The sequence below is a fragment of the Streptomyces sp. NPDC014734 genome (assembly GCF_043083325.1).
Lineage (GTDB): Bacteria > Actinomycetota > Actinomycetes > Streptomycetales > Streptomycetaceae > Streptomyces.
This window is the reverse complement of the sequence record NZ_JBIBYN010000002.1, coordinates 544,136-569,968: the sequence shown is the minus strand read 5'-3', so window position 1 is coordinate 569,968 and position 25,833 is coordinate 544,136. Positions and strand designations below refer to the sequence as shown.

General features: G+C 72.7%; 18 protein-coding genes. 12 read left to right on the top strand and 6 right to left on the bottom strand.

Annotated features, from left to right (window positions below; all coding sequences use genetic code 11):
• The first annotated feature begins 245 nt into the window (after positions 1–245).
• From ACF1CT_RS06410 to ACF1CT_RS06390, 5 genes are all read left to right on the top strand, one after another.
• On the top strand, positions 246–929 hold the full coding sequence (locus ACF1CT_RS06410; RefSeq protein WP_391782599.1) for a hypothetical protein: 684 nt from the start codon (positions 246–248) through the stop codon (positions 927–929).
• A 211-nt stretch (positions 930–1,140) separates the two neighbouring features.
• Positions 1,141–3,423: a flotillin family protein gene (locus ACF1CT_RS06405; RefSeq protein WP_391782598.1), complete on the top strand. Its 2,283-nt coding sequence runs from the start codon at positions 1,141–1,143 to the stop codon at positions 3,421–3,423.
• Positions 3,424–3,859: 436 nt separating this feature from the next.
• The gene (locus ACF1CT_RS06400) at positions 3,860–8,833 is read left to right on the top strand and encodes a DNA repair ATPase (RefSeq protein WP_391782597.1); all 4,974 of its coding nucleotides are present in this window, start codon (positions 3,860–3,862) and stop codon (positions 8,831–8,833) included.
• Between the two features lie 38 nt (positions 8,834–8,871).
• Positions 8,872–10,905, top strand: a complete 2,034-nt coding sequence (locus tag ACF1CT_RS06395; protein WP_391782596.1) for an NAD-binding protein — start codon at positions 8,872–8,874, stop codon at positions 10,903–10,905.
• Between the two features lie 116 nt (positions 10,906–11,021).
• Entirely contained in the window at positions 11,022–11,642 is a 621-nt protein-coding gene (locus ACF1CT_RS06390; RefSeq protein WP_391782595.1) for an exonuclease domain-containing protein, read from the top strand.
• 144 nt (positions 11,643–11,786) lie between these two features.
• Here ACF1CT_RS06390 and trpS read toward each other — a convergent pair whose 3' ends face one another.
• Both trpS and ACF1CT_RS06380 read right to left on the bottom strand, forming a co-directional pair.
• Positions 11,787–12,869, bottom strand: a complete 1,083-nt coding sequence (trpS, locus tag ACF1CT_RS06385) for a tryptophan--tRNA ligase (RefSeq protein WP_391782594.1) — start codon at positions 12,867–12,869, stop codon at positions 11,787–11,789.
• Positions 12,870–13,187: 318 nt separating this feature from the next.
• Complete coding sequence (locus ACF1CT_RS06380) at positions 13,188–13,361, bottom strand: DUF6126 family protein (protein ID WP_391782593.1); 174 nt, start codon at positions 13,359–13,361, stop codon at positions 13,188–13,190.
• Between the two features lie 179 nt (positions 13,362–13,540).
• On the opposite strand from ACF1CT_RS06380, the gene ACF1CT_RS06375 reads away from it, so the two are divergent.
• The 3 genes from ACF1CT_RS06375 to ACF1CT_RS06365 all read left to right on the top strand — a co-directional run bounded on the left by ACF1CT_RS06375 (position 13,541) and on the right by ACF1CT_RS06365 (position 15,897).
• Positions 13,541–14,632: an LLM class flavin-dependent oxidoreductase gene (locus ACF1CT_RS06375; protein WP_391782592.1), complete on the top strand. Its 1,092-nt coding sequence runs from the start codon at positions 13,541–13,543 to the stop codon at positions 14,630–14,632.
• A 5-nt stretch (positions 14,633–14,637) separates the two neighbouring features.
• A complete protein-coding gene (locus ACF1CT_RS06370) occupies positions 14,638–15,309 on the top strand; it encodes an FMN reductase (RefSeq protein WP_391782591.1) in 672 nt (223 codons plus the stop codon).
• A 165-nt stretch (positions 15,310–15,474) separates the two neighbouring features.
• Positions 15,475–15,897, top strand: a complete 423-nt coding sequence (locus ACF1CT_RS06365; protein ID WP_391782590.1) for a universal stress protein — start codon at positions 15,475–15,477, stop codon at positions 15,895–15,897.
• Positions 15,898–16,136: 239 nt separating this feature from the next.
• Here the strand turns inward: ACF1CT_RS06365 and ACF1CT_RS06360 are convergent, their stop codons facing one another.
• Positions 16,137–16,553 carry a hypothetical protein gene (locus tag ACF1CT_RS06360; protein WP_391782589.1) on the bottom strand — a complete coding sequence of 139 codons (417 nt, stop codon included), beginning with the start codon at positions 16,551–16,553 and terminating at the stop codon, positions 16,137–16,139.
• A gap of 118 nt (positions 16,554–16,671) precedes the next feature.
• Here ACF1CT_RS06360 and ACF1CT_RS06355 point away from each other — a divergent pair, with 118 nt between their 5' ends.
• From ACF1CT_RS06355 to ACF1CT_RS06345, 3 genes are all read left to right on the top strand, one after another.
• Positions 16,672–17,634 carry a hypothetical protein gene (locus ACF1CT_RS06355; RefSeq protein ID WP_391782588.1) on the top strand — a complete coding sequence of 321 codons (963 nt, stop codon included), beginning with the start codon at positions 16,672–16,674 and terminating at the stop codon, positions 17,632–17,634.
• A 12-nt stretch (positions 17,635–17,646) separates the two neighbouring features.
• Complete coding sequence (locus ACF1CT_RS06350; RefSeq protein ID WP_391782587.1) at positions 17,647–18,597, top strand: NADP-dependent oxidoreductase; 951 nt, start codon at positions 17,647–17,649, stop codon at positions 18,595–18,597.
• Positions 18,598–18,964: 367 nt separating this feature from the next.
• Positions 18,965–20,980: an FUSC family protein gene (locus tag ACF1CT_RS06345; RefSeq protein ID WP_391782586.1), complete on the top strand. Its 2,016-nt coding sequence runs from the start codon at positions 18,965–18,967 to the stop codon at positions 20,978–20,980.
• An 18-nt stretch (positions 20,981–20,998) separates the two neighbouring features.
• Here the strand turns inward: ACF1CT_RS06345 and ACF1CT_RS06340 are convergent, their stop codons facing one another.
• Positions 20,999–21,400 carry an RNA-binding S4 domain-containing protein gene (locus tag ACF1CT_RS06340; RefSeq protein WP_391782585.1) on the bottom strand — a complete coding sequence of 134 codons (402 nt, stop codon included), beginning with the start codon at positions 21,398–21,400 and terminating at the stop codon, positions 20,999–21,001.
• Positions 21,401–21,920: 520 nt separating this feature from the next.
• Between ACF1CT_RS06340 and ACF1CT_RS06335 the strand changes: the two genes are divergently transcribed.
• Complete coding sequence (locus ACF1CT_RS06335) at positions 21,921–23,603, top strand: VWA domain-containing protein (RefSeq protein WP_391782584.1); 1,683 nt, start codon at positions 21,921–21,923, stop codon at positions 23,601–23,603.
• Here ACF1CT_RS06335 and ACF1CT_RS06330 read toward each other — a convergent pair.
• Together ACF1CT_RS06330 and ACF1CT_RS06325 are read right to left on the bottom strand one after the other, a co-directional pair.
• The gene (locus ACF1CT_RS06330) at positions 23,537–24,715 is read right to left on the bottom strand and encodes a sensor histidine kinase (protein ID WP_391782583.1); all 1,179 of its coding nucleotides are present in this window, start codon (positions 24,713–24,715) and stop codon (positions 23,537–23,539) included. The two genes, ACF1CT_RS06335 and ACF1CT_RS06330, sit on opposite strands and share 67 nt — an antisense overlap.
• 194 nt (positions 24,716–24,909) lie before the next feature.
• Complete coding sequence (locus ACF1CT_RS06325) at positions 24,910–25,602, bottom strand: response regulator transcription factor (protein WP_391782648.1); 693 nt, start codon at positions 25,600–25,602, stop codon at positions 24,910–24,912.
• Between the last annotated feature and the right edge of the window lie 231 nt (positions 25,603–25,833).

Sequence of the window (25,833 nt, the reverse complement as noted above, 5' to 3'; positions counted from 1 at the left end):
GCATCGAGGACGTATGAAGTTTGCCGGATCCCGGCAGTGCGATGCGCACGCCCCGAATGGCACGATCGGTTCAGCACCACGGGGGAACACGGGAAAACACGGGGTCCACGGGGGATCACGGGGGATCACGGGGAAGGAAACCGGCTGTCGCGGCACGCTCCGAGCGGGCCGCGGCGCCGGGGCCGCCCGGAAACCGCCACCGCGCCGTCACCGGGCCCCCGCCGCAACAGACAGGGGGTGGACCAATGCAGGAGTTCCTGAGCGCGGCGACCGCCTTTCCGGCCGTACTGTTCGGCGCGGCACTGGCCGTGGTCGTCTTCTTCTGGCTCCTCGTACTGGCCGGCGCGGCCGACCACCACTCGTTCGACACGGATCTCGACACCGGACTGGCCGGGATCGGCGGAGTACCTGTCACCGTCTCGGTGTCCTCGGTGGTCGTCGTCGGCTGGTTCACCAGCCTCACCGGCACCGTCCTGCTGCACCGCAGCGACGCCACCGGCACCGTCCGCGCGGTGCTCGCCTGCGCCGTGCTCGCCGGGGCGCTGCTGATCGGCTGGACCGTCACACGGGCGCTGGTGCGCCTGCTGCGTCGACGGCTCCCGGAGGTGCCTCCTCCGTCACGACAGGACTTCCTCGGCCGGGTCTGCACGATCCGCACCGGTTCCGTGAGTTCCGACTTCGGGCAGGCCGAGGTCATGGCGGACGACGGTTCCACCGCGATCGTCCAGGTCAGGCTGTTGCGCCCGCCGGACGAGGCGTCGCTCACCTCGGGCAGCGCGGGGCTGTTGTACGCGTACGACGACGAAGGCGAGTTCTTCTGGGTCTCGCCGTACGACAAGGCGCTGGATCCCGGACCGCCGGAGCCACGCACGGGCCCGCGCACGGCCGCCCGGCCCGGTGCGCGTCGCGCCCCTCATCGTTCCGGCTGACCGGTCACCGCGCCCCACACCTCGCAGCCGCGCCGGGCACCGCTCGCCGACCGGACCGCGACCCGACCCGGCCCACGCGTCCGGCAGGAGCCGAACCGCGCGTCCGTCGCCCCGGGCCCCGGCCGTACCGCGACCCGAGCGGTGAAGTCGCGCCCGCCCGGGCGCCCACCCACCTCATCTCCACCTTCCGCACCAGCCGTCAAGGACTGCCATGGATGCCATCACTCTGGGCTTCGGCGTACTCGTCGCCGTCGTCCTGCTCGTCGCCGTCGCCCTGCTCCTCGTCATCACGCGGCTCTTCCGCAAGGTGGAGCAGGGCAAGGCGCTGATCATCTCCAAGACCAAGAAGGTCGATGTCACCTTCACCGGGGCGGTCGTCCTGCCGGTGCTGCACAAGGCCGAGAGCATGGACATCTCGGTGAAGACCATCGAGATCCGCCGCACCGGTCGCGAGGGCCTGATCTGCCAGGACAACATCCGCGCCGACATCCACATCACGTTCTTCGTCCGGGTCAACAAGACCGTCGAGGACGTCATCAAGGTCGCCCAGTCGATCGGCACCGGGCGGGCCAGCGACGAGGCCGCGCTCCAGGAGTTCTTCGGCGCGAAGTTCGCCGAGGCGCTCAAGACCGTCGGCAAGCAGTTGGACTTCGTCGACCTGTACACCAAGCGCGAGGAGTTCCGGGACCGGATCATCCGGGTCATCGGTACCGACCTGAACGGCTACCACCTCGACGACGCGGCGATCGACTTCCTGGAGCAGACGCCGATGGCGCAGCTCAACGGCGCCAACATCCTCGACGCGCAGGGCATCCGCAAGATCACCGAGCTGACGGCGATCGAGCACGTGCGCACCAACGAGTACCAGCGCACCGAGGAGAAGGAGATCACCCGGCAGAACGTCGACGCCCGGGAGACCATCCTGGAGCTGGAGCGCCGTCAGGCCGAGGCGGAGATCAAGCAGCGCCGCGAGGTCGACACGCTGCGGGCCCGTGAGGAGGCGGTGACCGCCAAGGTGCAGGAGGAGGAACGGCTCGGCGCCCAGGCCGCGTTCATCCGCACCGAGGAGCAGCTCGGCATCCAGCGCGAGAACCAGGCCCGGGAGATCGCCGTCGCGCAGAAGAACCGCGAGCGGGTCATCGCCGTGGAGAACGAGCGCATCGAGAAGGACCGGCTGATCGAGGTCATCGGGCGCGAGCGGCAGACCGAGCTCGACCGGATCGCCGCGACGAAGGAGGTCGAGGCCGAGCGCCGCGAGGTCGCCGACGTGATCCGGGAGCGGATCGCGGTGGACCGCACGGTCGCCGAGCAGGAGGAGTCCATCAAGACCCTGCGGGCCGTCGAGGAGTCCGAGCGCACCCGCAGGTCGGTCATCATCGCCGCCGAGGCCGAGGCCCAGGAGAAGCTGGTCAAGGACATCAAGGCCGCCGAGGCCGCGGAGGCGGCGGCAGCCCACCTGGCCGCCGAGCAGCTGACGCTCGCCGAGGCCCGGCTGAAGACCGCGGACCTGGACGCCCAGGCGAAGCTGCGGCTTGCCGAGGGCATGCGGGCCGAGTCCGCGGCGCCCGGCCTCGCCGAGGTCGAGGTCCAGGAGGCAGCGGCCGAGGTCATCGAGAAGACCGGTCTGGCCGAGGCCGAGGCCACGTCCGCCCGGCTCCGGGCCGAGGCGGAGGGGGCCAGGCTCAAGGCCCTCGCCGAGGCCGAGGGCACCCAGGCCCGGGCAACGGCCGACGCGGCGATGATCGGCGAGAAGCTGAAGGCCGAGGCGGAGGGGGCCAGGCTCAAGGCCCTCGCCGAGGCCGAGGGCACCCAGGCCCAGGCGACGGCCGACGCGGCGATGATCGGCGAGAAGCTGAAGGCCGAGGCGGAAGGACTCACCGAGAAGGCCGCGGCGATGGCGGCGCTGGACGACGCCTCGCGCGGGCACGAGGAGTACCGGCTGCGGCTCGCCGCGGAGAAGGAGATCCGGCTGGCCGGGCTCGACGTGCAGCGGCAGGTCGCCGAGGCACAGGCCACGGTGCTGGCCACCGGTCTGGAGAACGCCGACATCGACATCGTCGGCGGGGAGTCGGTCTTCTTCGACCGGCTGGTCTCGTCCATCTCGATGGGCAAGAGCCTTGACGGCTTCGTCGAGAACTCGGACACCGCGAAGGCGCTGGCCGGACCGTGGCTGAACGGCACCTCGTCGTTCACCGACGACCTGACGAAGGTGCTGGGCTCGGTGTCGACCGGGGACGTGCGGAACCTGACGGTGTCGGCGCTGCTGATGCGGATGATGCGCGAGCCCGGTGCCGGGGTCGCTCCCGGGCAGGTGCAGCAGTTGCTGGCCGCCGCGCAGAAGCTGGGCCTGGCGGACATGCCGGTGTCCGGGCTGACCGGAACGGCGGGGACGGCCGGCGGGACCGCGCCGAGCGGCACACTGCCCGGGGCCGTCGTGCCCGGGGCGGGTGCCCCGGAGGTGCCCGCCGCACAGAACGGGTCGCCGGTCGCGTAGGCCGCGTCCGGCCCGGCCCGCCCCGTGCCCACGGAGGAACGGCGGGACGTGCCGGACACGGCCCGACGGGCCAGACGGCCCGGCCCCGGCGGCCTCCGGGACCGGGCGACAGGGCCCGTCCGGCGACCGCTCACGTCCCCGGGTCGTGTCGTCGCACCGGTATCCGCCGGCGTCCGGCAGGACGCCACTGGTTCGACGGCACGGCTCAGGGCCTGGCGGGTGGCCTTCGACCGGAAGGCGGGCGCGGCACGGTGCGTGCGATTCCAAGGTGTCGGGATGACCCAGTGGTGGAGCTGCTCGGTCATTCCGGCAACACCGGAAGCGTGCGTGCCAGGTCGTGGCCACCCGGTCAGAGGTCACCCGGCAGGCCCTGAGAGCCGGACGGGCCCCACCACCCGCACCACCCGCACCGCACACCTCGTAGGGAGCCGTACGCATGGACACCGAGACCACGACCGCACCGCCCGCCGGCGGCCCCGTGGACGCGGGAACGTACGAGGTGCTGCGCCGTCGGCTCCACGAGCGGGCCGCCGAACTGGCGGGCCGCGCCGAGAAGCTCAACGCCCGCCGCACCGAGGAGTTCGGCTCGACCGAGCTGCGGCTGGCCGGCACCGAGCAGATCCGCACCGAGCAGGCGTGCGTACCGCGCGACCTGGTGGCCGTCGGCGGACGGCTGCTGTTCGGCTTCGAGCGCGGGCCCGGGGCGGTGGACCCGGTCCCGGTCGGTGACGTACTCGCGCTCTACGGGCCCGAGCTGGCCGAACCGGACGGGGAGGGTCTGCTCGCCGACGAGAGCTTCGTCCGCGAGTTCGCCTCGCTGCACCGCTACTACCGCGACGCCCGGCTGCTGCGGCTGCGCCGGGTGGACGGCAAGCTGCTCGCCGTCTTCCGCACCGGCGTGAACGCCGACGACGTCCGGGTGCTGCGCTGGGCGCTCGGGCCGGACGGCTCGCCCGGCGCCTTCCTCGACGCGCGCGGCGACCGCGACCACGTCTTCCCGCCGTCGCACGACTTCACCTGGACCGTCGCGGGCCGGGAGTCCCACGTGCCGGGCCGGCACCCGCACATCGCGATCGGCGGGGACGCGGACGGCACGGGCGGGATCCTGTTCGTCGACACCCTGGGCGGCACCCTCACCGTCAAGACGGTCAACGACACCGACACCCCCGAGGGGATCTACGAGGAGCCGGTAGCCGAACCCCTCCAGTCGCTGGCCGACGCCGAGGTCGAGTACGCCGTCATCGGCCCCCTGGTACTGCTGCGCGTCCGCCCGTACAACGAGGAGCAACGGCGGCACCTGGTCTTCAACACGCTGCTCGGCACCGTCGAGCGCCTGGACGGCATCGGGCCCGCCTGTCACCGCCTCCCGGAGGACCAGGGGATCATCTTCCCCGGCGGCTACTACCTCACCACCGGCACCGTGAAGACCTTCGACATCGCACAACCGCTCACCGACCCGGTCTTCGAGGGCGCGGTCCGTTCCCCGAACGGCGAGGACGTCCTGTACGTCTTCCGCTCCCCGGTCGACGGGCGCGGCCTGCTGCTGCCGTACAACCTGATCCGGCAGGAGGTCGCCACCCCGCTCCAGGGCCGCGGCCACGCCCTGCTCGACGACGGCACCCTCGTCCTGCTGCGGGCGGGCACCGCGGGCGACGAACCGGCACGGGTCCACCCGGTGCAGCGCTGGCTGACCCCGTTCGTCTCCGACACCCACGCCGCCTCCCGGCCCGCCGGGACGGGCCCGCTCGCCCGGATCGGCAACGCCGACCTGGTGCGCGGCATCTCCGACTGCCTGGCGCTCGCGCACAGCGCCACCGAGACCACCCCGACCTCCGCCGTCTACGCGCGACTGGTCGCCGACTGCGCCCGCACCACCGACCGCTACCACTGGCTCGGCGACGCCGAACTCGGCGACCTCGCCGACCCGCTGGCGGAGCTGCGGGCCACCGCGCAGCAGGTCGTCGGCGAGTTCGAGACGGTACGGGAGCTGACCCGGCAGGCCGCCGAGGCGCTGGACGGGACCACCGACCGGCTCACCGCGCTGGTCCGCCGCATCCGCGGCGAGGCCCCGCGATCGGCCGCCGACTGGGTCGCCCAGCTCACCGAACTCCGCAACGCCCAGGGCCAAGTGGTGTCGCTCGCCGAGATGCGGTACGCGGACACCGAGAAGATCGCCGAGCTGACCGCCGCCACCGCCGAGGACATCGAGGCGGCGGGCCGACGCGCCGTCGCCTTCCTCGGCAGGGACGACGCGTTCGCCGACCACCACGCCGACATCGCCCGGCTCACCGAACAGGCGGCGGCACTCGCCACCGTCGCGGACGCCGCCGCGCTCGGCGACCGGCTGACCGGGATGACGGACGGGCTGAGCACCGTCACGGACGTCGTCGCTGGGCTCGACATCGGCGACGCCACCGTCCGCACGTCGATCCTGGAGCGGATCGCCGAGGTCCTGGGCGGCGTCAACCGGGCCCGCGCGACCCTGGACGCGCGCCGCCGCGAACTCCTCGACCACGAGGGCCGCGCCGAGTTCGCCGCCGAGTTCGCTCTGCTCGGACAGGCCGTCACCGGGGCCCTGGCCGCCGCCAACACCCCCGACGCCTGCGACGAACAACTCGCCCGTCTGCTGCTCCAGTTGGAGAACCTGGAGTCGCGGTTCGCGGAGTTCGACGACTTCCTCGCGGAACTGGGCGAACGCCGTACCGAGGTGTACGAGGCGTTCTCGGCCCGCAAGCAGACCCTCCAGGACTCCCGCGCCCGGCGGGCGGAGAGGCTCGCGGACTCGGCGTCCCGGGTCCTGGAGACGGTGTCCCGGCGGATCGCCGCGCTGCCCGACCCGGACGCCGTGCACACCTACTTCGCGTCCGACCCGATGGTCGCGAAGGTCCGTCGCACCGCGGACGAGCTGCGGGAACTCGGCGACCCGGTGCGTGCCGAGGAACTGGACGGGCGGTTGCTGGCCGCCCGCCAGGAGGCCGGGCGGGCGCTGCGCGACCGAGGCGAGCTGTACGCGGACGGCGGCGCCACGATCCGGCTGGGACGGCACCGGTTCGCGGTGAACACCCAGCCGTTCGACCTGACGCTCGTGCCGCAGGGCGACGCCCTCGCCTTCGCCCTGACCGGCACCGACTACCGGGCCCCGGTCGGCGACCCGGAGTTCGCATCGACCCGCCCGTACTGGGACCGGACCCTGCCCTCCGAATCGGCGGACGTCTACCGCGCCGAGCACCTGGCCGCCCGACTGCTCGACGAGCACGGCGCGGACTCCCTCGCCGGCCTGGAACCCGCCGAACTCTCCTCTCTGGTACGGGATTCGGCCGCCGCCGCGTACGACGAGGGGCACCAGCGCGGGGTGCACGACGAGGACGCGACAGCGATCCTCGCCGCCCTGCTGGAGCTGCGCGCCGGGGCCGGACTGCTGCGCTTCCCGCCCGCCGTCCGGGCCGCCGCCCAGTTGTTCTGGGCGCACGGCACGGACGAGGCGAGGCGCACCTCCTGGACCCGGCGGGCCGCGTCCCTGGCCCGCGCCCGGGAGACCTTCGGCCTCGCCCCGGCCGTGGCGGCCCTCCAGGAGGAATGGGCGGGCGTCATCGGCGCCGGGGACTTCGGGGCCGTCGCCCCGCAAGCCGTCGCCGGGTACCTCTTCGAGGAGCTGACCGGCGGCCCGGACGGCTTCGTCACCAGCGCCGGGGCCCGCACCTTCCTGGAGAAGTTCCGCCGCGCCACCGGCTCCTCGGCATACGACGAGGACCTGGCCGCCCTCCGCGACGACCTGCCCGCCCGCCGCCAGGTCGTCGAGGGATGGCTCACCTCGTACGCGTCGGCGAGCGGCCACGACATCGGCCCGGGCGACCTGGCGGAGGCCGTCGCCGTGGAGCTGTGCCCGGCACCGGCGCTCGACCGGTACGACTGCGAGGCTCCGCTCACCACGACCGTCGACGGCCTGCTCGGCACCCACCCCCGCGTCGACCGGGGACGGATGACCGTCCGGCTCGACGAACTCCTCGCCCGCACCGCCGAGTTCCGCGCCACCGCGGTCCCCGGCTTCCGCGCCTACCAACGCCTGCGCACCGAACTCGTCTCCGCAGAACGCACCCGGCTGCGCCTGGACGACCACCGGCCGCGCGTCATGTCGGCGTTCGTCCGCAACCGGCTGCTGGACGAGGTGTACCTGCCGCTGATCGGCGACAGCCTCGCCAAGCAGCTCGGCACCGCCGACGCGGACCGGCGCACCGACTCGCAGGGGCTGCTGCTCCTGGTGTCGCCGCCCGGATACGGCAAGACGACGCTCATGGAGTACGTCGCCGACCGCCTCGGACTGGTCCTCGTCAAGATCAGCGGCCCGAACCTCGGCCACGACGTGACGTCCCTCGACCCGTCCCAGGCACGCGGCGCGACCGCCCGCCAGGAGATCGAGAAGATCAACTTCGCGCTGGAGGCGGGCAACAACACCCTGCTCTACCTCGACGACATCCAGCACACCTCGCCCGAACTGCTCCAGAAGTTCATCCCGCTGTGCGACGCCACCCGTCGGATCGAAGGCGTGCGGGACGGCGAGCCGCGCACCTACGACCTGCGCGGCAAGCGGTTCGCGGTGTGCATGGCGGGCAACCCGTACACCGAGTCCGGGGCCAGGTTCCGCATCCCCGACATGCTCGCCAACCGGGCCGACGTGTGGAACCTCGGCGACGTGCTGACCGGCCGCGAGGACGTCTTCGCGCTGAGCTTCGTCGAGAACGCGCTCACCGCGAACCCGGTGCTGGCACCGCTCGCCGGACGCTCCCGCGAGGACCTCGCGCTGTTCGTGCGGCTCGCCTCCGGCACCGACCCCGACGCCCGCCCGGACCGGCTCGACCACCCGTACCCGCCCGCCGAGGTGGAGCGGATCACGGCGGTGCTGCGCCATCTGCTGACCGCCCGGGACACGGTGCTCGCGGTGAACGCCGCGTACATCGCCTCGGCCGCGCAGACCGACGAGACCCGCACCGAACCACCGTTCCGGCTCCAGGGCTCGTACCGCAACATGAACAAGATCGCCGAACGGATCGTGCCGGTGATGAACGACGCCGAGATCGCGGCCGTCATCGACGACCACTACTCCGGCGAGGCGCAGACCCTCACCACGGGCGCCGAGTCCAACCTGCTGAAGCTGGCCGCACTGCGCGGCGGGCTCAGCGCCGGACAGGCGGCCCGCTGGGCGGAGATCACCGCCTCCTACGTCCGTACCCAGGCCCTCGGCGGCCCGGACGGCGACCCCATGGCACGGGCCGTCGCCGCGCTGGGACTGCTCGCGGACCGGATCGCGGCGGTCGAGTCGGCGATCGTCCGGGTCGCCGACCCGCGCCACGTCCTCACCACCCCACCGCCCCGGCACGCGGCCCCCCGCCCGGCGGTCGACGACGATCACTGAACGGTCCGAAACACTCGAACACACGGGGAGGGCAAGGCATGCTGGGACACGTGTCGACTCTCCCCCCACAGCCCCAACGGTCCTCATCCCACGGCCACATGGTCGTCTGCGGCGACGACGCCCTCGCCCGCCGGCTGGCGGTGGAACTGCGCTACGTGTACGGCGAGCGGGTCACCCTGCTGCTCCCGCCGGGACCCGACGCACGCCGCTCCGAGCTGCCGCTGACCGGCCGCGGACGCGCGGCCACCCTCTTCGGCCGGATGTCGGCGGCGATGAACCGCAACCTGGGCGGCGCCGGCAACGGGGGAGCCCCGGGCGACGACCAGTCCGACACCGCCTCCGGCGTGCTCACCATCGACAGCTCCGACACCAACGCCGGCGTGGAGGCGGTACGCATCCTGGAGGCCCCCGAACCCTCCGACGAGGCGTTCGAGGAGGCGGGAGTCGAGACGGCATCCGCACTGGCCCTGGTCTACGACGACGACGAGCGCAACATCCGCGCCGCGCTGACCGCACGCCGCCTCAACCCCCGCCTCCGGCTGGTCATCCGGCTCTACAACCGCAAGCTGGGCCAGCATCTGGAGACGCTGCTCGACCAGGCCGCCGCCGTCACCGCCCCCGGCCTCGACCGGGCCGCGCTGGACGCCTCCACCACCGTCCTCTCCGACGCCGACACCGCCGCCCCCGCCCTCGCCGCGACCGCGCTCACCGGTTCCAGCAAGGTGATCCAGGCCGAGGGCCTGCTGCTGCGCGCCGCCGAGCGCACCCCGCCCGAGGACGGCAGGATCGCCGACCCCGGCCTGTGCACCCTCGCCCTGCTGTCCTCCACCACGCACGACCCGGCGGGCACCGAGGGCTCCGACAGCAGCGCCGACGGCCCCCAACTCCTCCCGGACGAGAGGGACATCGCCTCGGCGACCGGCCGCGGCACGGTCGTCCTGGAAGCGGTCAGCCAGGCCGACCCGACCGCACCGCCGACCCGGATGGGCGGCAGGGGCGCACCGCTCAGCCAGATCTTCTCGCGGCGGCTGCGCTGGTCCGCGCTGGGTGTCGGCCTCGCCGTCGTCGCCCTCGCCGTCGCGTCGACGCTCACCACCGGCGAAAGCCCGCTGCAGGCCGCGTACCTGACGCTGCTGGACCTGTTCGCGATGGGCGACCCCGCCGTCGAGGACGAGGCGCCGCGCCAGATCATCCAGCTCCTCTCCGGTGTCGCCGGGTTGATGCTGCTCCCGCTGCTCGTCGCGGCCGTCCTGGAGGCCTTCGGCTCGCTGCGCACGGTGTCCTCGCTGCGCCGTCCGCCCCGGGGGCTGTCGGGCCATGTGGTGCTGCTCGGGCTCGGCAAGATCGGCACCCGGGTCCTGGTCCGGCTGCGCGAACTGGACATTCCCGTGGTGTGCGTGGAGGAGGACCCGGACGCGCGCGGCATCCCGGTGGCCCGTCGGCTGCACGTCCCGGTGGTCATCGGCGACGTCACCCAGGAAGGCGTACTGGAGGCGGCGAAGATCCACCGCTCCCGCGCCCTGCTCGCCCTGACCAGCATCGACACCACCAACCTGGAGGCCGCGCTCTACGCCCGTTCGGTCAAGCAGGACCTGCGGGTGGCGCTGCGGCTGTTCGACGACGAGTTCGCGACCGCCGTCTACCGCACCCTGCGCACCGCCCACCCGCAGGCCGTGACCCGCTCCCGGTCCGTCTCCCACCTCGCGGCCCCGTCGTTCGCGGTCGCCATGATGGGGCGTCAGATTCTTGGTGCCATCCCGGTGGAACGGAAGGTGATGCTGTTCGCGGCGATCGAGGTGGCGGGCCACCGGCACCTGGAGGGGCGGACCGTGGAGCAGGCGTTCCAGCCGGGTGCCTGGCGGGTGCTTGCCCTGGACGCCACCCCGCCCGAGGACCGCAGCCCGGATCTGACGATGGCCGCCCCGGGCGGCCCGGACCGCCCGTCGGGACTGGTCTGGGACCTGCACCCGGGGTACGTACTGCGCCCGCAGGACCGCGTGGTGATCGCCGCGACCCGTCGCGGCCTCGCCGAACTGCTGCGGGGGCGGCGCCGGATGAGCCCGGGGGCCTGAGGGCGGCCGGATGGCCCCGAAGGCCTCGGGAGCAGTCCACGGGGAGGGGTGCTCGGGGCGGTTCGCACGGCCGAAATCCGGGTGCCCCACCATGCGCCCGCCCCTACCCTGCCCCCATGGACACCGACTTCCCCGACCTCCTCAACGTGATCGACATCGAGGCGACCTGCTGGGACGGGCAACCGCCCCCGGGTGCGGTCAGCGAGATCATCGAGATCGGGCTGACGGTCCTCGACCTGCGCGCGCCCGACGGGGTCTCCCCTGCGCGAACGGGGTCGGGAGCCCGGGGAAGGGTGGCCCGCCACCGGATCCTGGTCCGGCCCGCCCGGTCCACGGTCAGCGCCTTCTGCACCGAACTGACCGGTCTCACCCAGGCCGAGGTGGACACGGGCGTGTCCTTCGCCGAAGCCTGCCGGCTGCTGGCGTCGGAGCACCGGGCGGGCATACGTCCCTGGGCGAGCTGGGGCGACTACGACCGCAACCAGTTCGTCCGCCAGTGCCGGGCCACCGGCACCCGCTACCCGTTCGGTCACCGTCACACCAACGCCAAGTTGCCCTTCACTGCCGCGCACGGTCTGCGCAAGCGCCCCGGCATGGCCGAGGCGCTGCGGGTGGCGGGCCTCCCGCTGGAGGGCCGCCACCACAGCGGCGCCGACGACGCCTGGAACATCGCCGCCCTGATCCTGGACACGGCGGCCCGGGGCGCCTGGCCGACGGAGGACCGACAGGACACCTGAGCGGCCGGCCGGGTGCCGGATCACGGGCACCCGACCGGCCGGCGGTCGAGAGACGGACGGAGCACGGTCACCCGCGCCGCGCAGGGCCCCGCCCACGCCACGTACGGGCCCCGGCCATGCCGCGCACGGCCCCGCCCGCGGTCGTCACACCACGCCGCGCATCGCCTCCCGCACCTCCCCCAGCGTGGCCTCGGCGGCCTCGTTCGCGCGCACGTTCCCGGCCCGGAGCACCGACCGCACGTACCCCATGTCCCGCGCGAGCTCCGCCCGCCGGGCCCGGACCGGCGCCATCCGGCTGTTGACGGCCTCGGTCACCGTCCGCTTGAGCGCGGCGGCGCCCCCGTCGCCGATCTCCTCGGCCACCGCGTGCGGGTCGCGGTCCAGACAGAGCGCCGCCAGCAGGACGAGCGAGGACACGCCCGGCCGGGTCTCCGGTGCGTAGGTGATGCGCCGGTCAGCGTCGGTCGTCGCGCTTCTGATCAGCCGGGCCGTCTCATCGGCGGTGGCGGCCAGCGGGACGGAGTTGCCGCGGCTCTTGCTCATCTTGGTGCCGTCGGTGCCCAGCAGCAGCGGCGCGGCGGAGAGCAGGGCGTCCGGCTCCGGGAACACCTCCCCGTACCGCTCGTTGAAGCGCCGCGCGACGGTCCGGGTCACTTCGAGATGCGGTAGCTGGTCCCGTCCGACCGGCACCAGGTTGCCCTTGCAGAACAGGATGTCGGCGGCCTGGTGCACGGGGTACGTGAACATCAGCCCGCTGACGGCGGACTGCCGGGAATGCGCGATCTCGTCCTTGACGGTGGGGTTCCGGTTCAGTTCGGCGACGGAGACCAGGCTGAGAAAGGGCAGCATGAGCTGGTTGAGCGCGGGCACGGCGCTGTGGTGGAAGATCGTCGAGCGGTCGGGGTCGATCCCGACGGCCAGGTAGTCCAGGACCATGGCCTCCATGTGCTCGGTGAGCCGGTCGGCGACGTCCCGGTCGGTGAGCACCTGGTAGTCGGCGATGATCACGAAGACGTCCACGCCGAGGTCCTGGAGCCGGACCCGGTTGTGGAGGGTGCCGAAGTAGTGCCCGAGGTGCAGCGGCCCGGTCGGCCGGTCCCCGGTCATCACCCGGAACCGGTCCGGGGCGCGGAGGATCCGCTGCTCCAGCTCGGCGGTGCGGTGCCGGGCGGGGTCGGGTTCCGTGGTGGCGGATGCGGCGGCGGTGACCGCGGCTGTGCTGCTCATGGGGCTTGTCTCCTCGCGAGTACGGTTTGCGTGGAGGACGGCCCCGCCGCCTTCGGCGGCATCCGTACCCGTACGAGGGCGAAACCCGTGCGAGGGCGAAGAAGAAGGGCCGTCCGTTTCGAACGGCCCTGGTTCCGTGCAGATGGAGTGGCCGCTCCTAGGAGGAGCGCCACCAGTTGCGGCACGGTACGGGGATCATGGGGGCGATTCTAGCGGCGCGGCTGCGCCCCGGGCGGTCATTTCCATGACCGGCCCCGTGCCGGTCCGTACCGGTTCACGGCGGCTGCTGCGGGGACAGCGGGGGCACCCGGCCGTCCGTCACTTCTCGGCGTGCTCACCCACGTAGAAGAGGATCCAGACGAAGCCCGCGAAGAGGTGCGTGGCGAAGACGTACACGAAGACCCTCAGCGCGACACCGCGCTCCTTCCAGCGCTCGCTGCCGCCACCGCTGCCGCCGACGCCATCGCCGGCACTCCCGTCGTTCTCGCCCACAGTTCCGCCTCCGTGCCTCCGTCCGGCACGGGTCGCGTCCGGCCCGCGCATCCTGTCCAGGGTACGTACGGCCGCCACGGCACCGCGCGGAATAGGCCGGGGAGGCACCCCGTTGTAGGGTGTGTTCACATAGTTCAACGTTCAACAAAAACCATTCATCAGCTCAGGAGGCGGGCGCCATGGAGTTCGGCATCTTCACCGTCGGAGACGTCACCACCGACCCGACGACCGGCAGGACACCGAGCGAGCACGAGCGGATCAAGGCCACGCTCGCCATCGCGCAGAAGGCGGAGGAGGTCGGCCTCGACGTCTTCGCGACCGGCGAGCACCACAACCCGCCGTTCGTCCCGTCCTCGCCCACGACCACGCTCGGCTACATCGCCGCCCGCACCGAGAAACTGATCCTGTCCACGTCCACCACGCTGATCACCACCAACGACCCGGTGAAGATCGCCGAGGACTACGCGACCCTCCAGCACCTCGCGGACGGCCGGGTCGACCTGATGATGGGCCGCGGCAACACCGGACCGGTCTACCCCTGGTTCGGCAAGGACATCCGCCAGGGCATCCCGCTCGCCATCGAGAACTACGCCCTGCTGCACAAGCTGTGGCGCGAGGACGTCGTCGACTGGGAGGGCAAGTTCCGTACGCCGCTGCAGTCCTTCACCGCGACCCCGCGCCCGCTGGACGGCGTCCCGCCGTTCGTCTGGCACGGCTCCATCCGCTCCCCGGAGATCGCCGAGCAGGCCGCCTACTACGGCGACGGGTTCTTCCACAACAACATCTTCTGGCCCATGGAGCACACGAAGAAGATGGTGAGGCTCTACCGGCAGCGGTACGCGCACTACGGGCACGGCACCGCCGAGCAGGCCGTCGTGGGCCTCGGCGGCCAGGTGTTCATGCGGAAGAACTCGCAGGACGCGGTACGGGAGTTCCGCCCGTACTTCGACAACGCGCCGGTCTACGGACACGGGCCCTCGCTGGAGGACTTCACCCGCGAGACCCCGCTGACCGTCGGCTCCCCGCAGGAGGTCATCGAGCGGACCCTGTCCTTCCGGGACGCCGTCGGCGACTACCAGCGCCAGCTGTTCCTGATGGACCACGCGGGACTGCCGCTGAAGACGGTCCTGGAGCAGCTCGACATCCTCGGCGAGGAGGTCGTCCCGGTGCTGCGCGAGGAGTTCGCCAACCTGCGCCCGGCCGGGGTCCCGGACTCCGCGCCCGTCCACCCGGCCGTCGCCGCCGCCCGCGCCGCCGCCAAGGAGGTCTGACCACCGTGTCCACCGCACCCCTCGCCTTCACCACCGAACCCGTGCGGATCGTCGCCGTCTCGGCCGGGCTGAGCAGCCCCTCGTCGACCCGGCTGCTGGCCGAGCGGCTGGCCGGCGCCGCCCGCGAACGCCTGCTCGCCGAGCAGGACCGCACGGTCGAGATCCGGGTGATCGACCTGCGCGACCTCGCCGTCGACATCGCGAACCACCTGGTGGCCGGGTTCCCGCCCGCCGCCCTGGAACAGGCGATCAAGGAGGTGACCGGGGCCGACGGCCTGATCGCCGTCTCGCCGGTCTTCACCGCGTCGTACAGCGGGCTGTTCAAGTCGTTCTTCGACCTGATCGACAACACGGCGCTGACCGGCAAGCCCGTCGTCATCGCGGCGACGGGCGGCACCGCCCGCCACTCGCTGGTCCTGGAACACGCGATGCGCCCGCTCTTCGCCTACCTGCGCGCCACCGTCGTACCGACCTCCGTCTACGCGGCGTCGGAGGACTGGGGCGCGTCCGGCGACGAGTACACCGACGGCCTGCCCTCCCGCATCCGGCGGGCGGGCGGCGAACTCGCCACCATGATCACGGGCGGCCGGGCGGCGTCCGGGGCGTCGAGGGCACACGGCCTCGACGACGAGGTGGTGCCGTTCGAGCAGCACCTCGCCGACCTGCGACTGGACTGATCCACCGCGTCGGACCCCGCCGGGACCCCCCGCCCGGGCGGGGCTGTCCGGTTTGATTAGAGTTGCCGTGAAAGATGCGTCGTACGAAGTACATGTGCGGGGTTCCTTCGCATGTCCGCGCACGACGCCTCCGCGCACTGAGCCGAAACCTAGCTGGAGGCAGTGATGGGCAGGATCGTGGTGGGCGTTGACGGCTCCGAGTCGTCGATCAAGGCACTGCACTGGGCCGTACGCCAGGCGGAACTGACCGGTGACACGGTGGAGGCCGTCAACAGCTGGGAGTACCCGGCGACCAGTTGGGCGTCCATGATGCCGGGCATGCCTGAGGACTTCGACCCGCAGGCCGTGGCGACCGTGTCGCTGAACGAGGCGCTGGAGGAGGCCCTGGGCGCCGAGGGCGCGGCAGCGGTCAGCAAGATCGTGGTGATCGGCAACCCCGCCCAGTCCCTGCTGGAGCGGGCCAAGGGCGCGAACCTGCTGGTCGTCGGGGCGCGTGGGTACAGCGGCTTCAAGGCGACCCTGCTCGGCTCGGTCAGCCTCCACGTCACCCAGCATGCCCCGTGCCCGGTGACCGTCGTACGCGACTGACCGACGACCGGACCACATGACCTGACCGCACGATCCGACAGCACGGCCGGACGACACGGCCACGGCCGGACGGGATGACGACGGGCTCGCACAAGGACTGTGCGGGCCCGTCGTCGTGTCCGGGAGAAGAACGCGCCCCGGACCGGTTCCCGGAGACCGGGTCAGGTCCTCCCGTGCGCGTAACGGGTCAGGTTCCTCCCGTGCGCGTACGGGTCATGCGCTCTCGTACGCGCAACGGGTCACGTTCTCTCGTGCGTGTAGAAGATGTAGAACATGGTGACGAACATCCCCAGCCCGACCGACAGTCCCAGCGCCGAGGACCTCAGCACGCTCGACCCCGTCAGCCCCACCAGCAGGCCGATCGACGCGGCTGTCAGCGCCCCGTAGGCCGCCGCCCGCACCAACGGCAGCATGGAGCGCTGGATCCGCCCCAGCCCGAAGCAGAGCACCGCGAGCACCGCCGCGGTGATCAGGCCGTACCAGAACTGCCGGTAGCCGGTCGCGCCGTTGTTGCGGAGGATGAACGACGCGTACAGGCCGTACGCCGCACCCAGCACGGCGGGTACGGCCCAGGCGAACGTGCTGCTCCGACGCGCATGCGCCCGGCCCCGGCCCCGGGTCCGTCGGCGTGTCGGCATCGCTGCGTGAGTGGCCATGGCGGAGAACTCCTTCCGTCGCCGGTCTCCATCCAGGGCACACCCGGCCGCCCCACCCGGCAACTCGGATGGCGTACGGTCCGGGGCGCGGCACCGGGGCACGGGATTTCCTGGAGAGGTGCGGACGTATCTCTCGGCGACATGGGCGGGCGCGGTGCTGGTGCTGCTCGCCCTGCTCGTTCCGCTGAGCGCGCTGTCCGCCTGGGTGGACCTGGAGATCGACGACACCGACCGGTACGTCGCCGCGGTGTCCCCGCTCGCCTCCGATCCCCAGGTCCGCGACACGGTCGCGGGCCTGATCACCGACGCGACGACGAAGCAGATCGACGCGGGTCCGCTCCAGGGCACCGTGCGGGACTTCCTGCACCGGGCGGTGCTGTCCTTCACCACCACCGACGCCTTCCGGGACGCGTGGGACGCCGCCAACCGCACCGCCCACCAGGCCGTCACCGCCGCCCTGGACGGCGACACCGGCGAGGCCGTGACCATCGATCTGGCCCCGGTGACCGAGCAGGTCAGGAAGAACCTGGAGGAGAACGGGGTGCCGTTCGCCGACCGGATTCCGGTCCAGCACACCGACATCACGCTCATCTCCGCCGACCGGGCCGAGCAGTTGCGCCGGAGCTTCCGCCTGCTGCGCACCGGCAGCCTCTGGCCGGCCGTCGGCACGGTGGTGTTCGCGGTGCTGACGGTGGGCGCGGCCGCGGTCGTGGGACGGTTGCGCGGCGGTCCCGTACGGCGGCGGGGCATCCACGCCGCGCTCCTGGCCACGGCGGTGGTCGGCCTCGGCTTCGCGCTGGGGGCGCTGGTGCTGCGCGCGGTGATCGCGATCGCCCGCAGCCGGGTGCTGGCCGAGGTGCCGGACGGCGAGACGGGCGGTGCGGCGGCGGTGTACGACGCGCTGACGGAATCGCTGCGCACCACGGTGTGGACCGTGTTCGGCGCGGGACTCGCGGTGGCGCTGTGCGCGGCGGCGCTGTACGCCGTACGCACCCACCGGTGGCCGGGCCGGACTCGACGTGCGTCGGTGGACGAGCCGGGGAAAAGTGGTTCTCATGACCGTCGGATCGGGGACGACTGAAAGGTCTTCCGCATGCGAGCGATAGCCGTCAGCGCGTTCCGGGCCGAGCCCGAACTCATCGAGATTCCCAAGCCGGAGCCGGGGGCCGGGGAAATCCGGGTCCGGGTCGAGTACACCGCTCTCAACCCGTGCGACTGGCAGGCCGCGCAACGCTCCCCGGACGACAGCACCTCCCAGGTGTTCCCACTGGTCGTCGGGGTGGACTTCGCGGGCCGGGTGGACATGATCGGCAACGGGCCGAACCGCTTCCGGGTCGGCGACCCGGTCTTCGGCCGGGCCGCCGGTCCTTCCTCCGGCACCGGCATCGGCACGTATTGCGACTACACGACCGTGGCGCAGGACTCCGCGGTCGCCCTCGTTCCGCCCGGGCTGCCCCTCGATGTCGCCGCGGCGCTGCCGTCCGCCGGGACGGCAGCCGCCCAGATCCTGGAGACCGTGGCGCTCCGCGGCCACGAGAGCCTGCTGGTCGTCGGGGCGGCGGGCGGCGTCGGCAGCCTGCTGACCCAGCTCGCGGCGGCCCGGGACATCCGCGTGATCGCGGCCGTACGCGGCGACGAGCGGCGGCGAATGGCGGACCTGGGCGCCGCTGCCACGATCGACACGGTGTACCGCCCCCTCGAAACGGCGGTGCGGGAGATGTTCCCGAACGGTGTGGACGCGCTGGTCGACCTGGTCGCCACCGATCCGGACGCCTTCGCCGCCCGCGCCGCGCTGGTGCGCGCCGGAGGCACCGCCCTCACCACCCGAGGCGTGGCCGGGCGAGCCGCGCTCCCCGCCGGTGTGACCGGTATCGACTTCCGGCTCGAACCCAGCCCGGTGCTGCTCGACGTCTTGGCCGCAGGCGCCGCCGAGGGCATGCTGCGCGTCCCCATCGACATCGAACTCCCGCTGGAGAAGGCCCCGCAGGCCCTCGACCGGAACCGGGCGGGCGGCGCGCGCGGCAAGACCGTCCTGGTGCTCTGACCCCCGGCCGTCCGGCCCGCACGCCCGGACCGTCCCGCGTCCCCGGGAAGCGGACACAGACCGTCCCGGGTCCCCCGAAAGACCGCCCCGGCCCGCCCCGCGTCGGTCCGGAAGACGGGCGCAAGCCGTCCCGGGTCCCCCGAAAGACCGCCCCGGAGCCGCACCGCACCCGTCCCGCGCCCGTCCGGGAAGCAGGCCTCGCCGCGGACGAGCAGTCCCTCCTGCGTACGGTGGTGACTCCACCACCGGGCCGTCCCGGCACCTCGGAATCGCACGCACCATGCCGCGTCCGCCTTCCGGTCGAAGGTCACCCGACGAGGCTCCAAGAACACCGCGGGGCTCCGAGAACACCGCGCAGGGGGACACCATGACCGACACGGAGGCCGAATCCGGACGCAGGCGCGCCGCCCCGCCCCCGTGGCTGCTGAGCGGGCTGCGGCCCCGGCCGTCCACCCCCATCGCCCGGGCCGCTGTCGTCCGCGCCTCGATCGCCCTGGCCGCCCCGCTCGCCGTCGGGTTCGCGCTGGACCGTCCCGCGTACGGGGCGCTGGTCTCCATGGGCGCGCTCTCCGGCGTCATCGGCGACACCGCCGACGCGTACCGGATGCGCGTCCTCAACATCGCCGTGCCGCAGCTCTTCGGCGCACTCGGCATCATGCTCGGCACGCTGGTGTACGGAACCGGCTGGACGGCGGTCGCCGCGCTGACGGTGGTCGGCCTGGTCTCCGGGATGATGTCGACGATCGGCGCCATCGCCTCCGTGTCCGGTCTGCTGCTCCTGCTCAACGCGGTGGTCGGCGCCGGACTCCCGATGCCGGACCCCTGGTGGGTGGCACCGCTGCTGCTCACGGTCGGCGGCCTGTTCGTCCTCGCGCTGACCCTGCTGGCGTGGCCGCTGCGCGGCAAACTGCCGGAACGGGTGGCGGTCGCGGACACCTACCTCGCCGTGGCCGACCTGCTGGAGGCCGCCGGCACCGACGCGTACGAGGAACGGCGGCAGGCAGTCACCCAGTCCCTCAACACCTCCTACGACCTGATCCTGGCCCGCCGGGCCCGCTACCACGGCCGCAGCAACGCCATGGTGCGGCTGCTCGCCCAGCTCAACGTCGTCATCCCGCTCGTGGAGGCCGCGCCCGCGGTGCATGTGCGGCGACGCCCGCTGCCGGACGCGATCCCGGCGGCGGTGCGCGATCTTGCCGCCGCCGTCGAGGAGAGCCGCACCGATGACCCCGCGCTCACCCTGCTCGCACCGGATCTTCCGGCCGCCCGGGCGGTGGACGCCGCGCTGCGGCACGCGGCGGCCGTCGTGCACAAGGCCGATCCCGACCCGTACAACGTCGACGACCGGCTCGGCCGCCCCGCCGCCCTCGGAGTACGCGTGCGCCGCACGACGCGCGCCGTGCTGTTCTCCGGGGCCTCGTGGCGGTACGGGCTCCGCCTGGCCCTGTGCATCGGCCTGGCCCAGGCGCTCACCTCGCTGATCCCGGTCCCGCGCTCCTACTGGGTCGCGCTGACCGTGACGTTCGTCCTGAAACCCGACTTCGGCTCGGTCTTCTCGCGGGCCGTACTGCGCTCGGTGGGCACCGCGGCCGGTCTGGTGATCGCCGCCCCGGTGCTCGCCGAGGTACCGATCGGCTGGTGGGACGTGCCGGTGATGGTGGTGCTCGCGGCGCTGATCCCGGCGCTCACGGCGAAGGGATACGCGTTCCAGACCGCGGCCATCACCCCGGTCATCCTGCTGCTGTCCGACCTGTTGAACCACCAGGGCGTCCACCTGGTCCTGCCGCGTTTCCTGGACAGCCTGATCGGCTGCGCGATCGTGCTGGTCGCGGGCTACCTGCTGTGGCCGGAGAGCTGGCACGTCCGGGTCGGGCACCGGCTCGCGGACGCGGTGGCGGACATCGCCGACTACGTGGCGTGCGCGTTCGAAGGGCAGGGCGCCGGTGGGCCGGACGGGCCCGAAACCACCACCATCGACGGCACCACCACCGGCGGCGAATCGACAGCCGCGGAGCGGGTGCGGGCCCGGCGCCGGATCTACCGCGATCTGTCGGTCGTGCGCTCCGAATTCCAGCGGGCCCTGACGGAACCGCCACCGGTCGGCACCCGGGCCGCCGCGTGGTGGCCACTGGTGGTCGCGGTCGAACGCGTCGTGGACGCGGCGACGGCGGCCCGGGTCCGGGTCGATCACGGGGCACCCGAGCCGCCCGCCGAGGAGGTGGCGGCGATCCGGCGGCAGTTGCGGGAACTGGCGGACGGGATACGCGCCGGCGAGGACCTGGTCGACGTCCGGACGGAGGTGCCCGGCGACGACCGGGGTGTGCTGGCTCCGCTGCGTCAGGAGGTGGCGGCGGCCCGGGCGATCGCCTCGCCGCAGCCGTAGGCGGCCACGGCCCGATCGTCACAGGGCGGGCCCGCTCCCCCGCAGCCGCTCCATCTCGCGCCGGTCCCGCTTGGTCGGCCGTCCGGCACCCCGGTCCCGTACCGGCACCTGGACCGCCGCCTCGCGCGGCGGCGGTGGCGGGCTGTTGTCGATGAAGCACTCCGCCGCCACCGGCGGCCCCACGCGCTTCTTCACGATCTTCGACACGACCACGATCCGGTCCCGGCCCGCGTGCCGAAGCCGTACCTCGTCGCCGACGCGCACCGTCTGGGCGGGCTTGGCTCGCTCGCCGGCGACCTTCACATGACCCGCGCGGCAGGCGGCGGTGGCCTGCGAACGCGTCTTCGTCAGCCGGACCGACCAGATCCAGACGTCGACCCGGACACTGCCTTCCGCCTGCGGCGCCTCACCGGAAACCATGCGTACGACTGTAGTGCGGTCCGGTGGCGCAGCGCCGGTTGCCGCCGGTTGCCGCCGGTGGTTCCGCCGACCAGGCCGCCCGGGGGACGGCGGCGCCGTCGCCGGAGCGACTGCGCCGCCGGTCACACGAACGAGGCCGGAATGCATCGTCCCGTCCACAACGGCACACGCCCCACGACGTGTTCTACGAGACGCTTTTCCCCTGAGGTCCCTGCCCGCCCACAGGCGTGAACAACGGACGGCGCTGCGGCCGACTTTGGGCCGGATACACCGCTCGCGCACGCCAACGAGACGGCTCCGGGCCACGGGAGTACATGCGAACGACACAGGTCGGGCCCGCACTCCATGCGCACAAGGTGTGACGGACGTGGACCGATCGCGGGATCGCCGTCCACACGGGCGGGCCGTGCCGACGAAGGGCCGGATCCGGCCGCTAACCTTACGTATCCGCCCTGGCCAGGGATCAATTCCCACAGGTCGGACATTTCATCGCACTCAACTCACGCGAAAGGCCTCGTTCATGGGCATTCGGAGCTTGCTGCGCAAGGTGTTCGGCCGCGACCGCGCGGAGCAGGACGTGCCGGCACCGACGGCCACGGTTCCGCCCCAGGCCGAACGCACCGCGCCCACGGAGTCGGAGGCGGCCACGAAGACGGTGGACGAGCCGTCCGCGAAGACCGCCCCGGTGCGCGAAACCGCCCCGGCCGCCAAGGCTTCGATCCCGGCCCCCGCTTCGCCCCGGTCCGCCGATCGCGACAGCGGCCTGGCATCGGACCTGGTGGCTGCCGCCTTCGACAAGGCGTCCCTCCCCACTGTTCCGTCCCAGGGGTCGACCCCGAGGACCACGGAACCGGAGCCGGAACAGGAGCCGGAGCCGAAGGCCGAGAGCCCGGAGCGCGAACCGGAGCCGAAGAAGACCGAACCCCGGGAGTCGACGGCCACCGAGCTCGAACCGGTGGCCGAGCCCGAACCGGTGGCCGAGGAAACCACGGTGGCCGAGGAAACCACGGCATCGGAGAAGGCCGGTGACCAGGTCTCCGCCGATGTTCCCGCCGAGCCGACGGAGACGCCGGCGCCGGAACAGGCACCGGAACCGACGCGGGAGCCCGAACCCCAGCCGGTGGCCGAGGTCACCGCGCCCGAACCGGTCGCCGAACCGGTCGCCGAGCCGGTGGACGAACCGGCCGCCGAACCCGAGCCGATCGAAGCCACGACCGCGCCCACGAAGCCGGAATCCGAGGCCGAGGTCAAGCCCGAGGTCGAGGCCGAGGTCAGGGTCGAGCCCGAGGCCGAAACCGCGCCCGAGCCGGAAACCGAAACCAAGCCTGAGGCCGAACCCGCGACCGCGACCGCGACCGAAACCAAGCCCGAGGCCGAACCCAAGCCCGAGCTCAAGCCCGAGGCCAAAACCGCAGAGCCGGGCCCCGACCCCGTCTCCGTCCCCGCTCCCACCGCGCCCAGCACCCCCACCCCCACCTCCGCTCCCGCTCCCGCTCCCGCTCCCGCTCCCGCGAAGCCGGCCCTCTCCCTCGCCCGGGTCAAGTCCCGCGCCCCCGGGCTCGTCGACGCGTACAAGGCCGCCCAGTCCGGGCTGAAGACGCACGGCCTGACCGGGCTGCGGGCCACCGTCTACCTGGTCCTGGACCGTTCCGGCTCCATGCGCCCGTTCTACAAGGACGGCAGCGCCCAGCACCTCGGCGACCGCACCGCGGCGCTCGCCGCGCATCTGGACGAGGCCGCCACCGTCCACGTCGTCTTCTTCTCGACCGACATCGACGGCACCGGCACGGTCGAACTCGCCGACCACGAGGGCCGGATCGACGAGTTGAACGCGGGCCTGGGACGCCTCGGCCGCACGAACTACCACCGCGCCGTCGAGGAGGTCGTCGCCCACTACGAGAAGTCGGACGCGACCGGTCCCGCCCTGGTGGTCTTCCAGACGGACGGTCCGCCGGACGTCAAGCAGGCCGCCAAGCAGGCGCTCGCCGACGCGGCGCGACTGCCGCTGTTCTTCCAGTTCGTCGCGTTCGGCGACGAGGACGCGAAGGGCTTCGACTTCCTGCGGAAGCTGGACGCGCCGAACGCCGGGTTCTTCCACGCGGGCCCCGCTCCCCGCGAGGTCGCGGACACCACGTTCTACCGCGAGATCCTGGCCGCCCTCCCCGCGTGGATCGCGGACCGCGCGGCGGACACCGAAGGCTGATCGGCCGGCAGGCGTACGGTCACGGTGAGCCCGCCCCCGGGGCCCGGCACAGCCGTGACCGTACCGCCGTGCGCGACGGCGATGGACCGCACGATCGAGAGGCCGAGCCCCGATCCCCGCCCCATCCGGTCCTTCCCCTCACCCCGCCGGAACGGCTCGAACAGCCCGGGAATGTCCGCCGCGTCCACCTCCGGTCCGGTGTTGCGCACCTCCAGCAGCACACCGTCGCCCGCCGTCACCACCGACACCTCGACAACGCCCTCGGGCACGTTGTAGGTCACGGCGTTGGCCAGCAGATTGGCCGCCAGCTGGGCGAGCAGCATCCGGTTCCCCCGCACCGTGCACGGTCCGGCGTCGACCTTCATGTCCGGGTACCGACCGTTCGCGGCCGGTCGCCGGGCCGCCTCCTCCACCACCACCCGCGCGAAGTCCACCGCCTCCCGCTCGCCCGCCGCGAGCCCGCGCTCGCTGCGCGCCAGGACCAGCAGCCCCTCGATGAGCCGTTCGCTGCGCCGGTTGTTGTCCAGGAGGGTCTGCCGGGTCCGTACCAGGTCCTCCTGGGACGGGTTGTCCAGACCGATCTGGATCGCGGCCCGCTGGGTGGCGAGCGGTGTCCGCAGTTCGTGCGAGGCGTTGGCGATGAACCGTCGCTGGCTGTCGAACGCCTTCTCCAGCCGGGCCAGCAGCGCGTCGAGCGTGTCGCCGAGCTCCTTGAGCTCGTCGTCGGGGCCGCTGGACGCGATCCGTTCGTGGAGTGTGTGCTCGGACAGGCGGCGGGCCTTCGCGGTCATGGCGTGGACGGGCCTCAGGACACGTCCCGCGATCCACCACCCCACGCCGACCGCACAGGCGGTCATGACCAGCAGCGCGGCGACGGACCAGATGAGCAACTGGTGGCCGGCCGCGTCGCTGACGTGGTCGGTGAGGTCGTAGACGGTGGGCGGCCCGAGCGGGCGCCGGTAGACGAGAGGGCCGTTCACCGCGTATCCCGGCTGGACGACCGCGGCGGTGCGGGCGATGTCCCGCGCCTGGGAGTCCGTGCCCGCGCGGGAGGCGAGGTTGACGGTCGCGAGCAGCGCGGTGCCCAGGACCAGGAAGACGCCCCCGTACACGAGCGCGATCCGGGTCCGGATCGTGGAGTGCTGAACGTGCGGGACGTGAAGGAAACGTCCACGGAACGACCCCGATGGCCCACTGAACGATCCCGACGATTCCGATGAACAGGATGAACGGGAGAAACGAAACGTACGGGACATGGGTGACACGCGCGACGTGCGCGCGGCACGGGCGTCGCGCGACGAGCGCGTCACAGGACGTACCCCACGCCTTGCACCGTACGGATCAGCGCCGGTTCCCCCAGCTTCCCCCGCAGCTTGCTCATGCAGACCCGGACGGCACCGGGCTGGGGCATCTCCCTGCTCGAACCGAGTCGCGAGCTCGGGGAAGGATCGGCGTTGGCGTCCCAGGCCCGCTCCAGCAGTTCCTCCGCGCTGACGGTCCCGCCGTCCGCCTCCAGCAGCAGTTGGAGCACCGAGAACTCCTTCGGCGAGAGATCGAGCTCCCGGCCCTCCCGGGAAGCGGTGCGCCGCACGGTGTCGAGCCGGATGCCGTGCCGTTCGAGCTGCGGCGGCACGGGGCGGGCGCTGCGACGGCGCAGCGCCCGTACCCGCGACACCAGCTCGGGGAACTCGAACGGTTTGCCCAGGTAGTCGTCGGCACCGAGATCGAGTCCGGCGACCCGGTCCTCCATGGAACCGGCCGCCGTGAGCATCAGGATCCTGGTCCGGGAACCGGTGGCGACAAGTCGCCGCGCCACGTCGTCGCCGTGCACCCGTGGCAGATCGCGGTCGAGGACGACGACGTCGTAGTCGTGCAGCCCCAGATAGGCGAGGGCCGCGTCGCCGCTGTACACCGTGTCGACGGCGAAGCCGGCCCGCCGCAGCCCGGTGGCGACCAGCTCCGCCAAGATCTCTTCGTCCTCGGCGACCAGTACCCGCATCGTGATGTCCTCTGCCTCGTACATGCGTGTCCACTCCCCACCAGGATGCGTCTTCGTCGGGGGAATGGATGTCTCGCAAAGGTCTCTTTGCGCCGTCACGGGGAACCCTGTGGGGGCGCTTGAGAAGCCCTGTGGGGCGTCTGTGGGCCAGGTGTGGAACCGGCAGGGGAGGGCGGCGGCCGGGAGTCGCGACGGTGACGACCTCGTCGGCGGCCCCGGGCGCGCGTCCCG